Source organism: Mangrovibacter yixingensis, assembly GCF_020523985.1.
GTDB lineage: Bacteria > Pseudomonadota > Gammaproteobacteria > Enterobacterales > Enterobacteriaceae > Mangrovibacter > Mangrovibacter yixingensis.
Window position 1 is genome coordinate 79600 of record NZ_JAIVKM010000002.1, and the last position, 15388, is coordinate 94987.

Here is a 15388-nt window from a genome sequence, read left to right on the forward strand (position 1 = left end):
GCCACAGATTAATCGTGCTCCAGGCTGTGAATTAACCCAGAAATCTGTTGGGTATTGAGTAACGAAGCAAAAGCCAGGGGGTGCTGTGCGCCATGGCGCTGAAGCCAGGTTTCCAGAGACTGGTTGCACAGGCGGAAGTCGCCCAGAGCCTGGCGAAACAATGCCTGAACGTCTGGCTGATTTTGTCCATATTTGCGCAGGCGCAACTTAAGCACCAACGCATGTTTAAACGCAGTGAACAGTTGAGAATATTTTTGTGCCCGAACCATACTGCCAGCAAAGCGTAACCGGGCAGGCTCAGGTAAAGCGGAATCAGTCAGCAGGCGCAAAGCACGGGAATACATCCGTTCGGCAAGGAATGTAATGCGCTCATTCTCAAGGCCAATTAATTCACATTGTTGCTGGCCAAGAGCGCTGTCATCACCCGGTAAAAGGGGCTGAAAAGACTGAGCCCAATTAGCATTACGCGTGTCCAGGTGCAGCAGTGCCAGAGCATGTTCAAGGTTCAATGGCAACTGGCTGCGGCATTGTAAAACACGCCCCAGCAGATTCGGCGTTTTACAACTCCACTCGTAACTGGTGGTCAGTATGTTACTCAAGGCTTCAAGCTCTGGCCCAGGCAAAACGCTTTCGGCCTGGTGTTGCAACCACTGGTGGACAATGTGTTCCGTCGGTGCGGATAAATCCTGAATGAGGTGAGCAAGGCCATACAGGTTTAGGGCATTAACTGATGCAGATAACTGCAATTCAGGGAGCCATTCCCAGTTAATACGCACTGTAATGGTTTCTGGATAACAACCTGGATACTGGCTTAACCACAATAAGCGCTGGCGGAACTCTTCCAGCAAATAACAAGGGAGTAAGGACCAGCCATAGTCCAGCCCCCATAAATCCAGCTCCAGCCAGTTATGGCCTGTAGGCAGGCTTAACAAATTGGGGTTACCAGCAAACCCAGGGCGGTAAGACAGTTCGGTGGCTTTGAGCGAAGCGCGTACATCAACAGGCAGGCCAGACAGGGCATCGCGCAGCATATGGCGCGGCCATGTGGTATCGCGGTAGTCGCGTAGTACCAGTTGCCGCCCGGTTGCACGCACACCACGGTAGAGCGCCTTCAAAGATGCCTGCCAGTCAGCATCAGGAATATCCGGTGTGGCAAGAGATAACCGCAGCCCACGCACGGCAGGCAGAACAGACAGGATCTGAGGGATGCTTTCGGAAAAGAACCAGGCAATAAACGCAGAAGTGTCGTTATCTGCCAGGAAAAACTCGGGGAATTTCATTTTCAGTGACGGGCTATCGGGTGTTGCTTCCCCCTGGAGCCAAAGCTGCAAATGGTGGCGTTCACAATATTCCCCAATCTTTTGCAAATGGCGCAGAGCATGGTCACGGGATAAAGACAGATTAATGATATCAGTAGGCCGGCAACGTGGCGAAGGAGCCGCAAGTTGCGCCAGTAATGTTTGCTGGTTGATGACAATACCCTGAAAACGGTACTCCCTGGCAACCTGAGCCATTTCCAGAAAAAAGGGCCAATGCCAGATATCAGGCGAATTGATTTCCAATAATAACTGGGGCACTACCGTATTCATCATTCCCGTCCTTGAGCAAAATTCAACCGGGATGGTAATGAGCCTTGTGCAGTGCGTCAAATGCTGAATTACAGAGCCACCACACAACATGGCGCAGTCTGAATAATAAGGCTGTATGCCAGTCTTCAATCAAGTACGGCTCTGCCACAAAACTGAGTTAACGGAGAAATAAAACATGGCTAAAGGAATGACTATCCAGTTGGATTACCACTACTACGTGGATGAAGACACGGGTGCCAAAGTAGTTCGCTTAACACCGCCAGATATTATCTGCCACCGTAATTATTTTTATCAGAAATGCTTTCTCGACCAGGGGAAAAAATTAATTTTTGGTGCTGAATTTGATGGCCACCGTAATTACTACCTGCTCGATTTAGCGGGAAAAACTGCAACGCAATTAACTGAAGGGCCGGGCGATAATACTTTTGGTGGTTTTTTATCACCCGATGAAAACTGGCTCTATTATGTGAAAAACGAGCGTAATCTGCGGCGTGTCAACCTTGCCACTGCTGAGGAAGAATCTGTCTATCAGGTTCCGCAAGAGTGGGTAGGTTATGGTACATGGGTAGCAAATTCCGCCTGCGATAAACTGGTTGGTGTCGAAATTCACCGTGATAGCTGGCGCCCTATTAGCGACTGGGTCGTATTTCAGGAGTTTTACGCAGAAAACCCGCGCTGCCGTGTAATCCGTATCGATCTGAAAACAGGTGAACGCGACACTTTACTTGAAGACAACCAATGGCTTGGCCACCCCATTTACCGCCCCTTCGACGACAACACCGTTGCCTTCTGCCACGAAGGCCCACTGGACCAGGTGGAAACCCGGATGTGGTTGATGAATGAAGATGGCACCAATATCCGCAAAGCAAAACAGCCAGCAGCAGGTGAAAGCTACACCCACGAGTTTTGGGTTCCGGATGGTTCTTCACTGATGTATGTAACCTACCTGAAAGACAGCCCGGTACGTTACCTGTGCCGGGTAGATGGTGAAACCGGGCAGGATGAAAAACTGCTGGCAATGCCTCCTTGCTCCCATGTAATGAGTAATGATGACGGTACCCTTGCTGTGGGTGATGGCTCAGGCAAACCTATTGATATGGCCGATGCTGAAGGTTACGGAGACACCACAGATCCTTATTTATGGCTATTTGACCTGCGGAAAAAGCAGTATCACAAAGTAGCTCGCCATAGTTCTTCCTGGGAAGTTCTGGATGGCGACCGCCAGGTCACTCACCCGCACCCTTCTTTTACTCCCGATGAAAAACACGTGCTGTTTAGCTCAGATAAAGACGGCAAACCCGCACTTTACCTGGCCGAAATTCCGGCAGATGTGCTGCAACAGATTCAGGGTTGATACCAGCGTATTAGCACTGTTTTTCACATAAGGACCAGCCCGGAGCCAGTGTTAACCTGGCTCTGCGGCCCCGCAAACAAAATACAGGCACAATATGATTACCTTTAGTGCAACACTAACTTGCCGGTTTGACGCGATATTCTCACCGTTTGCCCCACATGAACTCGAGCAAGGTTTTGCCTGGCTTGCCAATAGCGGCTTTGATGCAGCTGAACTGACCATTAATGATTACGATGGGCTGGATATCCGCCAGTTAAAGCAACAGCTCGACCAATTCAGGCTGGGTTGTACCACAATAGCCACCGGGCAAGCCCGCAAACGTGATGGCCTTTCGCTATTATCCAGCGACCCAAACGTGGTACGTAAAACACAGCAGCGTTTACGTGAACATATTGATGCTGCGGCACTGTTAGGCAGCCAGGTCACTCTGGGTTCACTACGCGCACCAGACCGCGCCATGAGCAAAGTGGAATACATTCACCAGCTGGCTGAAGCCATGCAGCCCTGTGTGGACTACGCCCGGCAGTGCGATGTATCCATCATTATTGAGGCGCTTAACCGCTACGAAATAAGCCACCTGCACAGCGCTGCCGATATGATGGAATTTATGGCATTAAGCGATGCACCCAATAACGTGGGTATCTTGTGGGACGTGTTCCATGCCAATATTGAAGATCCGGATTTCGCCAGCGCAATTGCGCACATGGGCTCACGCCTGCACCATGTCCACCTTGCCGATTCCAACCGGCACTTCCCCGGCTATGGCCATTTGCCCGTAGAAAGCATTTATAACATGCTGCAAGGAGCGGGTTACCAAGGGGCAATATCACTCGAATGTTTCTGTCTGCCATCCAAAGAAGCCGTTATTCAGGGAGCAGGGCCGTTACTAAAGCGTTTAAGAGCGTTATAAGCAGAGTAGAAAAAACAAAACCCCGGCACCTGCCGGGGTTTGAGTCTGTTGACCAACCTCATATCCGCACAGAACGAGAGGATGTCACCCAATAAAAAACCAGGAAAATCAATTTATTGATTTTCGGCTGCTAACTAAAAAGAAGGGAAAACCACGCTTTTCCTTCTTTTTCATCAATATGAAACCCCGGCACCTGCCGGGGTTTATTACATATCGCTGAGCTTATCTGCCAGTATTCGCTGTTAATACAGGGAACCACCGCCAGCAGGGCGCGTTTTAAAGCGGCGATGCACCCACAAATACTGCTCAGGCGCACGCAAAATTTCCTGCTCAATAACCCGGTTCATGTAACTGGCAGCAGCCTGATCTTCCTGTGGGTAGTCAGTCATTGCCGGGCTGATATACAGCCGGTAACCTTTCCCGGCAGCCTTACGAACCATAGTAATCGTCAGCATGGATGCACCAGACAAACGTGACAAGACATAAGTCCCATTTGTTGTAGCAGCATCAGGCACGGAGAAGAACGGAGCAAAAAGGCTGCCCTTAGGGCCGTAATCCTGATCCGGGGCAAACCATACAGCTTCACCACTCTTCAGCGCAGCTACCAGGCCTTTAAGGTTATGCCGGTCAATCATGGCTTTATTCGAACGCAGGCGGCCTTTGGTTTGCACCCATTCCATTACCGGGGAGTTATGCGGGCGGTAAGTCGCCATCATTGGGCGGCACAACCCCATTACCCGGCCACCAAGCTCCAGAGACATAAAGTGCACACCCACCGCCATAACACCTTTACCGCTATCCAGAGCAGCAGTTAAGTGACCATAGCCTTCTACATCAAACCACTTGCGCACCCGTGAATCTGGCCAAAACCAGGCCATCCCGGTTTCCACCAGCCCCATGCCCAAAGAGACAAAGTTATCTTCAATCAGCTTTTCACGCTCAGCCTGGGACATATTGGGGAAACACAATTCAATATTGCGCCGGGCAATGCGTTCACGGCGTTTTAAGAATGGGCGAGAAGCCCGGCCCAAAGTGCTGCCAATTTTAACCAACACAGGGTAAGGCAACTGAACCATGGCCCAAAGGACACCCAGACCAAACCAGAGCGACCAGTAACGTGGGTGAAGAAATGAACGACAGAAACCTGAAGACATTTGTTTTTTCCTGATAAAAGTGCGTTTAAAACAGGTAACGCGTAAGGCAAAAACGAATTTCTTCATCTGTCTTTATGCGGTACGACCACAAGGATTATTCTCCCATCCGGAAATTATCCCTGCCAGTGATTACGTCTTTCCGGCGCCTAAAGTAACCGACAACAATGGCCTTGACTATGGTGTAAAGACAATATTTTTTGTAAAGAAAAAGGAGAGAAAATGTGCTTGCGGTTATCCCCTGTTCTGACAGGCTTTTTTTGCCATTGTTACGCACTCAGATTAGGATGATTTTGAGGCTATTCCCCCAGCCTCTGCTTGCGTTTCCCTTCAGGCTTCTTATGGAAAAGCAAAGGTTCTCTGCCAAGAAAACATACGCCTATTTTCTTCGCCAGGACAATTCACCAGAAAAAACCGGTAAACCTCCATAGAGAGAATGGGGAGCACCAGAACCTGCGCGAGTTACAGGCGCACAGACCCATGCTGGTGGGCAGGTTTGTAGCAATGTCACAACCGGTTATGACATGCCGCACAGCGTATGGGCAAAGTACAGATACCAGCCGGGCCGACAAGCGCTTGTAATAACCTTATACCGCGAGACCCAAGTTATTCATCAGCCAGTTTTTCGGACGTGTTATTACCATAATTAAACGATATTTGCGCACCATATTCACCGGGTAAACGCCTGCCTTCCAGAAATACTTTTTGCCAATAAGGATTATCCAATGAAGAACGCATCACTCCACGGCTGGAAGACGCATGCAGGAAATGGTGTTTGGTGTCATAAAAGCCGACATGCATTTCATGATGAATACGGAAAAAGACTAAATCACCTGGCTCTAATTGCTCTTCGCTTACCCTGTGCCCCATATGAATTAACTGTGCAGTTGTTACCCGGCTAATATCAAGATTGAAGCGGTCTTTAAGGGTACGCCAGACAAACCCCGAGCAATCAACACCTTTCAGTGTTGTTCCCCCCCAATGATAGGGTGTTCCCTTCCACTCGCCCATTTGGTCATGCAGGGCGGCGATAACATTAATCAAATCAGGCTGTTGATGTGAAGAAAATTGATCATCAGCTTGTAAATCTGTTGTATCCTTTCCCTGATGTACTGGCTGAGAACTACAGCCCGCCAATAACATAAATAACAGTCCAAAAACGGCAGCAGGTTGTCGGGAAATCATCATTTTTTTATCATTTTCAGTGGGCTGTATTATAAGAAGTGGTACTCATCCTAAAGAATGAATTATTGGAATACTATGCTTAAGGCATTTCATTGAATGAGCAATCATTACAAGTGATTACAAATAAACCAATATTAAGAACCTCATAGCACACTGCAATCACCAACCCGCAATAATGCAGGGCCTCAGGGCTTCCCCATTTTCAGGGAAAACCGGCAAGAATAAAAAAGTGATTGACGAATATATTCCCTCAACCAACCACCATGATACCCACTGCATTATTTCAACATTTTTACTGACTGCCTGGCGACAAAATGCACCTGGGTATTCAACCGCACGCTGAAATCATGCTGCTGGCCAGTTTCCGTCACCAGCAAGTGCACGGCCGATTTAGTTAATGCAGTAAAATCTGTTCGTACCGTTGTCAGTGGCGGTGAAGTCAGTGACGAGATAGCTAAATCATCAAACCCGACAACAGAAACTGAACCGGGAACGTCAACTCCAGCCTGGCGCAGGCAGTCCATAACCGAAATTGCCACCATATCACTGACACAAAATAACGCCGTTGCACCAGCCAGAGCACCATGGGACAACGCATGAGGTATCACTTGTGCTGCGCCAAAATCGCCACCAGCCCTGTCAGCTTCAATCTCCACAGCCAGCGCTTCGTTGTGCATCTGATGGCGGGCGTAATCTTCCAGAGTCAACACTTGCGAACTGACATCAAACCCCATACCAGCAAGCTCCAGCGCACGCATAAACCCCGCTTTACGCTGAAACAGTGAGTGACGGTAACCTGCAGTAATAAAACGAATGTTCTGGTGACCAGCTTCAATAAGATGCCGGGTCGCCATCATTGCACCAAGGGTGTAATCCGGCGACACGCAAGAAGAGACCATATTCAAATCAGCGCCATTAATAATGACCGCCGGTATTCCCTGAGCCTGAATCACCTCCAGCACTGTTGGCGCATCCAACCCCAGAAGCAAAATAGCTTCCTGCCCTGCCACCTGGCTGGCAACAGCCTCTGCGTTCTGAATATCATGCAATACCAGCAGTTCAACGTTCAGGTGAATCCGTTGTGCTTCTTCTTTGATATGGCTTATCAGATAAGAATAAAACCCGGTAGACAACCCAACATAATCGCCCACCACCAATGTTATACGGCTAATGGTGATACCCGTTTGTAGTTTCGGGGTATTCTTTTTGTAGCCAGTCTCTTCAATCGCGGCCATCACCTTAGCGGTGATGTCGGGTGTAACAAATTTACTGTTATTGAGAACCCGAGAAATCGTACTTTTAGAAATCCCAGTCAGCGCTTCGATATCGGCCAGCGTTGGTTTTTTTGTTTTATGCTCCGGCTGCATCCTTCACTCTCCTGCCACAAGGAAATATTTCCCAAACAGCATCATTTCCTGCTGTTTCTTAATGCTGAATCCTACCCCGAATCGGTCATTTTTGTCATTATTTTAAATAATGGTCGAATTTAATCGTTAAATCATTGGTAAATTTATAGGAAACTTTTCCTAATAAAGAAAATTTTCAAAACTGAGAAAACGATCACGACGTGATCCAGAAGACAAGTGTTACCCTGGTCTGGCTGAAAAATGGATTATTCACTTAATACAGGAACGCATTATGTCTGCTGCTTTTGATACCTCTGATCTATTTACTCCTGCTCAAATTCCCCATGAAAAACTGGAAAATGCATTACAGGACGCATGCAGTGCGGTGCTAAATAATGTCCGCCGCATTGGCGACCGCAACCCCAAAATAGGCTGGGATAACAGCGTTAAATACCGGTTTTGCCCACCAAGGGACTGGGTGTGTGGTTTCTGGGCCGGGCAACTATGGCTGGCATACAAAGTCACAGGGGAAAGCCGGTTACGCAACAGTGCAGCCATGCGCCACCCTTACTTCAAAACCCTGCTCGATCATCCCGAATGGATGGATCATGATCTTGGGTTCCAGTTTTCGCTCTCATGTGTGGCGCAGTACAAACTCACTGGGTGCGAAGCCAGCAAAACGATGGCACTAAAAGCGGCAGATACATTACTGGGGCGGTTTCGCCGGGTAGGGAAATACCTGGTGGCATGGAATGAAAACCATGAACTGGGGCTGGAACAAACCCTTGGGCGCACTATTATCGATTCGCTACAAAATCTCGCTTTATTATTCTGGGCATCCGCTGTCACTGCCAACCCGGTCTATCGCGAAGCCGCTCTCGCACACGCGCATACCCTGAAAAAGCATATTATTCGCGAAGACTACAGCACCTGGCACTGCTTCTTATTTGACCCATTAACTCAGCAACCGCTTCGCGGGGAAACATTTCAGGGTTATGCCGATAATTCTTGCTGGTCTCGCGGCCAGGCCTGGGCCATTCATGGCTATGCGCAAATTTATGAATACACCGGGGACGCTCAATGGCTGGAAACCGCAAAACACCTGGCTGATTACGCCCTGGCCCATTTACCACAAGATGGTATTCCTCTGTGGGATTACTGCCTTCCTGAGCATGAAAAACCCTGGCGCGACTCATCCGCTGGCGCTATCACAGCCTCGGGTTTGTTATTAATCGCCCAGCATTGTACCGACAAAACCCAGCAGGATTATTACCAGCACGCGGGAACTACCATGCTCGCAAGCCTTGTAGACCAGTGCTGCCTGGCGGGTAACCCACAAGCTGAAGGGTTGCTGAGTGAAGGTGCATCTTTCGTAAAAGAAGGGTTATGCAACAACATGCTGCCCTATGGCGATTACTACTATCTGGAAGCACTGATGCGCGCCAACGGTTATAGCGACTTCTTCTGGAAATAACACTTCCCCTACATCAGAACAGGAACAACATAATGAAAAGCCGTCTTCTGATTACTGCCCTACTTGCTACGGCACTGTCCTTCAGTGCCCAGGCTCGCACCTACAAACTGGCTACCAATACACCATCAGACAGCCCAACAGGCCAGGTCATTAAAGAATTTGTCGATGCAGTAAAAACCGGTACCGACAACCGGGTAAATATTCGCGTTTACTGGAATGGCGCGTTAGGCGGTCAAACACAGTACATTTCACAAGTGCAAAGTGGCGTAATTGATATGGGCATGCTCAACAGTGGCATGCTGGAAAACCTGCAACCTGCAATCGGCGTTATTAACCTGCCTTATATCTTTCGTGATCTTGAGGAATACCACAAAGTCATGAGCAGCGACTACATGCACAACGAGTTGCTGGCAACCACCCAAAAAAATGGCTTTGAAGTTTTAGGGTATATCAGCAATGGCTTTCGCAGCCTCCATGCATCCAAACCCATTTACAGCATTGAGGATATTCGTGGTTTGAAAATCCGCACCATGGCTTCAGACACCTACATCCGCATGATACAGGCTATGGGTGCCATCCCCGTACCACTGGAATTCACTGAAACTTACGGTGCGTTGCAACAAGGTATGGTCGATGGGGCGGAAGGCAGCCTGGCAGGCTTATGGGAAATAAAATTTGGTGAAGTCACTAAATATGGGGTGCGCAGTGAGCAAACTCGCCTGACAGATTTTATTGTACTTAGCCAACGCGCCATAAAAACAATTTCTGATGAAGACATGGGCGTATTGCGCACAGCAATGCACGCGGCATCAGAACACTCCATCAACTTAATTGATGCTACTCATAAAAAATCCGAAAAACTGGCGGAAGAGAAAATGGGGGTCGTGATTACCGACATCGATAAAGCGCCGCTCATTGAAGTCATGAAACCCCTGTGGCGCGATGCCATGCAAGACCCGGATAAACGTGAAGCACTGGAACGCATTTTCGCAATAGAAGACCGCGAACTGGATGTTTAACCTGGCCGGCGTGCGCCCACAGCACGCCCGGCTCACAATGAGTGACCACGCAATGAACCAGACAACTTCCCCGAGCCTTGCAGAGCAACCTGCGCCTCTGGCTGCAGGCAGGTTGCACCGTGTTGAGCATGTACTGTCACTAATCCTCACGGGCTTTATGGTTTGCCTGCTAGCCGCCATGAGTCTGTTGATTATTTACAGTGTAATCACCCGCTATTTTTTTCAGTCACCCAGCAGCCTGTCAGAAGAACTGTTGCGCTTTTCACTGATCTGGTTGGGATTAATTGGCGCTGCACTCTGTTTTAACGGCACTCGCCACCTCAGCCTGCCCATATTATTTGACCGTGCCAGCCCCACAGCACAACGCTGGATGATGCAATTTAATAACATGCTGATTATCGCCTTAGGGCTGATTTTGCTGGCTGGCGGTTGGCAGGCAATGGAAAAGAACAGCCAGATGCTGACGCCCATGCTCAAAGTTTCGGTTGGCACGCTGCATGGTGCTGTCGTGCTGTGCGGCGTATTTATGATTATCCACCGCGTGTTATTTGCCTTACGCGAATTGGGCTGTTCACTGCGCACATTGCTGGAAGGCCTGGTATGTGGGCTGGGCCTGGCCGCAGTGGTGTTTGCCACCAGCCAATTTTCCGCAACGCCAGTGTGGGAGTGGTTGGTTTACGACCACCTTGAGGCCACTTCACTACTGATTTTATTTGGTACATTTTTTCTGTTTCTGGCCATGAATACCCCAATTGCCGTTGGCCTGGCTCTTTCAGGTTTATTCACCCTGGCACTGCAAATAGCCCCTGGCGACTTGCTAGCGGTAGTTGGGGAAAAGATGTTTTCCGGGCTGGACAGCTTTGGTTTTTTGGCGCTGCCATTCTTTATTCTGGCCGGGAATATTATGAACCAGGGCGGTATTGCACGCCGCTTACTTGACCTCGCATTACTGCTGGGTAAGCGCATTCCAGGCAATTTATGGCAGTCGAATATCATCGCCAATATGTTGTTCGGATCATTGTCAGGTTCAGCAATTGCAGCCTCTACCGCAATTGGCGGTATTGTCGCCCCCATGGCGAAAGAAAAAGGCTATGACATGGCCTTTACTACCGCCGTGAATGCCAGTTCAGCGCCCACAGGTATGCTTATCCCACCGACGGGTGTTTTTATCATGTATTCCCTGATAACCGGTGGCAGTGCATCTATTGCTGCACTGTTCCTGGCCGGTTACCTGCCGGGCATTATGATGGGGCTGGCAGTCATGGTTGTTGCCTGGATATGGGCTAAACGGCATAACTACCCGGTCGATAAATCGCCCTGGGTGTGGCGGGAAATATCACAGGTTGTCATACGGGCATTACCCAGCCTTTCATTGGTTGTGCTCATTATTGGCGGCATTATTGGTGGCATATTTACCGCAACAGAAGGGGCAGGTGTGGCGGTGGCCTGGAGCCTGATGTTAGGGCTGTTCTACCGCACTCTCAGTGTGCAAAAACTGGTAAAAGTGCTGGCTGAATCAGCAATCACTTCTGCGGTTATTCTGTTTCTTATTGCCTGCTCAGGGCTCATGAGCTGGTCAATGACCTTTGCCAATATTCCAGACACTATCGGCGAGTTGTTAATCAGTGTCAGTGACAACAAGTTCGTTATTTTGCTGTTGATAACCCTGACATTATTGGTGGTTGGCGTATTTATGGATATGACACCAGCCATGCTGATCTTTACCCCGATTCTGTTCCCTGTCGTCACGGAACTGGGTATGAGCCCGGTGCAGTTCGGTGTGGTACTCACCTACAACCTGGCAATTGGCATTGTCACCCCGCCAGTCGGCACCGTGCTGTTTGTTTCCTGCAGCATCACCGGTGAAAAAGTCACCCGAGTGATTCGCCCCTTGCTGCCAATCTTTGCCATGCAACTGGTGGGGTTGCTGCTTATCACCTGGTTCCCATTCTTCACTCTCTGGCTGCCAGGGCTGTTTGGCCTGTAACTGAAAGGAGTCACTTCATGGCATATTATCTCCCCTTTAAAAACAACCCATTAAAAACACGCGCAGATGCCCAACAGATGGTGCGGGATCTGTTTACTCCACTAATCCCTTATTTGTCACACCAGGGAGCCGCACTGGATCTCGATGAAGGCGGCGCGATTTTCGATATGCAGGCAAGCGCACTTGAAGGTGTGGCTCGCCCACTATGGGGCATTATCCCGTTGGTGCTCGGCGGTGGTGAGTTTCCCTGGTGGCCGCTGGTGCATAATGCAATCCGTGAAGGCGTTGACCCAACACACCCCCATTACTGGGGGCCAACCGGTGATATCAACCAACGGAGTGTTGAAATGGCTGCGTTTGGTTTTTTACTGGCCGTTCTGCCGGAAAAAGGCTGGCAACCACTGCCCGCGACTACGCAGGAGCAGTTAGCGACCTGGCTTGCCGGTATCCAGCGCCATACCATGCCGCAGAACAACTGGCTGTTTTTTACCCTGCTGGTACAAGCCGGGTTAACTCGGGTTGGTCGGGAAGACCTGGTAGACCAGTCATTACGCAGCCACTACCTGGAGAAAATTGCCAGTTGGTACCGGGCAGAAGGTTGGTATGGCGATGGAGACGACCAGGCAATTGACCACTATGGTGGCTTCGCCATGCATTTTTATGGGCTAATTTACTCCTGCCTGCTGGCGAACCCCGATAAAGAGTATGCACAATTGTTTACCCGGCATGCCCGCGACTTCATAACCCCCTTCTCCACCTGGTTTGCTGACAGCGGTGAAACCCTGCCAGTTGGCCGCTCAGGCTGCTACCGTTTTGCCAGTGCCAGTTTTTGGGGGGCGGCCGCCATGCTGCCTTTAGAACAAGACGAGATGGCACAGGTAAAAGGCCTGTGGGCTCGCCATATTCGTAGCTGGCAACTCAGCCCAATATTTAGCGAAAGCGGTCTGTTAACCCGTGGCTACAGGTATCCGAACTTACTCATGGCTGAATGGTACAATTCACCCACTTCGCCCTGGTGGGCAATGAAAGCCTTTTTGCCCCTACTGTTACCTGAAACCCACCCTTTCTGGCGTAGTGAAGAAGCACCGGCTTGCGCGCCTGCCCCAATATTTTCCATGCCTGCCGCCAACAGCATTGCACAGCGGGTAAACGGCCACAGCATTGTGCATTTTTCCGGGTTTATCGAAACCAAATTTCAGTGGGATAAATACAACAAATTTGCTTACTCCACGGCATTTGGCCCGGAGATGGAAAGTACCGCTTACGGCCACCTTCTCAATTTTGGCGATAATATTCTCGCATTCAGCCAGGATAACGGAATTAACTGGCACATGCGACACGCCAATAAATCCGTGAAAGTTGCCGGTAACACTATGCATATCCACTGGTTGGCGGGCGAGCTTGAAGTCGAGACACTGATTACTGTGCTGGGTAATGGCCGCTGCCGTCGGCGCCACCGCTTTATATTAAACAAACCTGCGTTGGTTGCAGAAACCGGGTTTGCCGTGCACCAGTGGTATAACGCGCATGCTTGCCTGGTAAACACGGCAGGCGTTGGTGCGCAAATTGCGCTGGACGGTGAAAATGGGCAATCCCGAATAACCAGCCGTGATAACCATGCCAAAGAAACACACACAGCTACACGGGCGCATACCAACCTGTTGTCACCGCGCTCAGCAGTGCCTTTCCTGTTAACCCACTTACCAACAGGTGAACAGGTACTGGAAAGCGAATTTGAGGCTCTGCCCAAAACCCAGTAATTATCATTGCGCCATCTGTTATTTTACTTATGGCGCATCATCACCTGCCCTAACCACAAATTCGATGTATTTCCCCGCTGCGTTAATTTAATAATTACTAAAAATAAAAATTAGCTATGCTTAATGAAAAAAATAAACCAACCAAATATCTGCTATTTGAGCAACTCCAGGCTAATACTTTCCTATACAAAGAGAGAATAAAAACATTCGCCACTGCAACAGCGGAGAAAATCATGTTTGGACTGCCTAAACCTCAGGGGTTAAAAAAAGGTGCCGTTTCAGGGCTGAAAAGCAACCTTCAATCTTTTGATTTAAATGCGATTAAATCTGCCGTTGCCTGGATAGAGTTTCTACCTGATGGCACCATTTTGTATGCCAATGATCTTTTTTTGGCCGTATCTGGCTATTCACTCGATGAGATCCAGGGCCGCCACCATCGTATATTCTGCCAGCCAGATTACACTCAATCGCCCGAATATAGCGCTTTCTGGCAACAGTTGGCCTCAGGCTCCCCCGTAGATGGAACATTTGAGCGCTATAATAAAAACCACCAGCCTTTTTTTCTGCGCGCAACTTACTTCCCGGTTAAAAACCAGCAAGGCGTGGTGGTAAAGGTGATTAAACTTGCCTCTGACATTACGGCTCAGCACCAGGAACTGGAAGATAAAGATGCCATTATATCGGCCTTACACCGTTCACTGGCAGTAATCGAATTCACGCCTGACGGGCATATTCTTTGGGCGAATAATAATTTTCTAAAAACTATGGGTTACCAGCCAGATGAGATTGTGGGGAAACATCACCGGTTATTCTGTTATGACAGCTTTTATAAAGAAAACCCCCATTTTTGGGATAACTTGAAAAATGGCCAGTCTTTTGTAGGCCGCTTTGAGCGTAAAACATCTGATGGCGAACGTCTATGGCTGGAGGCCAGTTATAATCCAATTATTGATAGCCAGGGCGCAGTATATAAAGTGATTAAATTCGCATCGAATATTACTGCCCGGGTGGAGAATGCCAAACGCATAGCTGATATTGCCGTCACCACATCAGAGCAAACATCACAAATTACCCATAACGCAAACCAGGTACTGGACGAAACCGTTGAGAACTCTGAACGTATTGCCGGGCAAGTGGATGCAGCCTCCCGTATCGGAGGCCAACTTACTGAATCCGCAAAGGATATCAGCACCATTGTAAGCACGATTGATGCTATTGCTTCACAAACCAATATACTGGCACTAAATGCCGCAATAGAAGCGGCCCGCGCCGGGGAGTCCGGGCGTGGTTTCTCCGTTGTCGCGGAAGAAGTCCGCCGCCTGGCAGCCTCAACTTCAGATGCCACCCGCAAAATTACCCAAGTGGTAGAAAAAAACAATGCTCTGATTGCCGAGATGTACCGGCAAATGGATGAAATTAATCAGTTCCTGAAAACGGAACATGACAAAATCAGTGATCTGTCCCGCAGTTTGAGTGAAATCAACCGGGGTGTGAATGGATTCGTGGAGGTCATTCATAAATTAAATGTGTAACTGTGCCGATACTCCATACAACAGGTATTACAAAAAAACCCAGGTAATCGCTGTTTGATATATCGCGCTGACAACTGCGCA

At 49.1% G+C, this 15388-nt stretch carries 11 protein-coding genes and 1 pseudogene; 8 read left to right on the plus strand and 4 right to left on the minus strand.

Annotated elements, in window-relative coordinates; genetic code table 11:
* Positions 1-8: 8 nt before the first annotated feature.
* Positions 9-1592, minus strand: coding sequence for a hypothetical protein (locus LC084_RS11075; protein ID WP_226571300.1), 1584 nt, complete (start codon positions 1590-1592; stop codon positions 9-11).
* Positions 1593-1764: 172 nt separating this feature from the next.
* Here LC084_RS11075 and LC084_RS11080 point away from each other — a divergent pair, with 172 nt between their 5' ends.
* Both LC084_RS11080 and LC084_RS11085 read left to right on the plus strand, forming a co-directional pair.
* Entirely contained in the window at positions 1765-2943 is a 1179-nt protein-coding gene (locus LC084_RS11080) for an oligogalacturonate lyase family protein (RefSeq protein WP_226571301.1), read from the plus strand.
* Between the two features lie 94 nt (positions 2944-3037).
* Positions 3038-3853 carry a sugar phosphate isomerase/epimerase family protein gene (locus LC084_RS11085; RefSeq protein WP_226571302.1) on the plus strand — a complete coding sequence of 272 codons (816 nt, stop codon included), beginning with the start codon at positions 3038-3040 and terminating at the stop codon, positions 3851-3853.
* 242 nt (positions 3854-4095) lie between these two features.
* Here LC084_RS11085 and lpxP read toward each other — a convergent pair whose 3' ends face one another.
* The 3 genes from lpxP to LC084_RS11100 all read right to left on the minus strand — a co-directional run bounded on the left by lpxP (position 4096) and on the right by LC084_RS11100 (position 7556).
* Positions 4096-5007, minus strand: a complete 912-nt coding sequence (lpxP, locus tag LC084_RS11090) for a kdo(2)-lipid IV(A) palmitoleoyltransferase (protein ID WP_226571303.1) — start codon at positions 5005-5007, stop codon at positions 4096-4098.
* Between the two features lie 603 nt (positions 5008-5610).
* The gene (locus tag LC084_RS11095) at positions 5611-6189 is read right to left on the minus strand and encodes an NlpC/P60 family protein (protein ID WP_226571776.1); all 579 of its coding nucleotides are present in this window, start codon (positions 6187-6189) and stop codon (positions 5611-5613) included.
* Between the two features lie 278 nt (positions 6190-6467).
* Positions 6468-7556, minus strand: coding sequence for a LacI family DNA-binding transcriptional regulator (locus LC084_RS11100; RefSeq protein WP_226571304.1), 1089 nt, complete (start codon positions 7554-7556; stop codon positions 6468-6470).
* Positions 7557-7827: 271 nt separating this feature from the next.
* Here LC084_RS11100 and LC084_RS11105 point away from each other — a divergent pair, with 271 nt between their 5' ends.
* The 6 genes and pseudogenes from LC084_RS11105 (at position 7828) to LC084_RS23220 (ending at position 15307) form a co-directional block, all read left to right on the plus strand.
* A complete protein-coding gene (locus LC084_RS11105) occupies positions 7828-9009 on the plus strand; it encodes a glycoside hydrolase family 88 protein (protein ID WP_226571305.1) in 1182 nt (393 codons plus the stop codon).
* Positions 9010-9041: 32 nt separating this feature from the next.
* Positions 9042-10028, plus strand: a complete 987-nt coding sequence (gene dctP, locus LC084_RS11110) for a TRAP transporter substrate-binding protein DctP (protein WP_226571306.1) — start codon at positions 9042-9044, stop codon at positions 10026-10028.
* Positions 10029-10206: 178 nt separating this feature from the next.
* A pseudogene (locus LC084_RS11115) lies at positions 10207-10578 on the plus strand (TRAP transporter small permease); the annotation flags it as partial.
* 120 nt (positions 10579-10698) lie between these two features.
* A complete protein-coding gene (locus LC084_RS11120) occupies positions 10699-12015 on the plus strand; it encodes a TRAP transporter large permease (RefSeq protein ID WP_226571777.1) in 1317 nt (438 codons plus the stop codon).
* Positions 12016-12032: 17 nt separating this feature from the next.
* Positions 12033-13775: a DUF2264 domain-containing protein gene (locus LC084_RS11125; protein ID WP_226571307.1), complete on the plus strand. Its 1743-nt coding sequence runs from the start codon at positions 12033-12035 to the stop codon at positions 13773-13775.
* Between the two features lie 233 nt (positions 13776-14008).
* The gene (locus LC084_RS23220; RefSeq protein ID WP_264193497.1) at positions 14009-15307 is read left to right on the plus strand and encodes a methyl-accepting chemotaxis protein; all 1299 of its coding nucleotides are present in this window, start codon (positions 14009-14011) and stop codon (positions 15305-15307) included.
* The last annotated feature ends 81 nt before the right edge of the window (positions 15308-15388 follow it).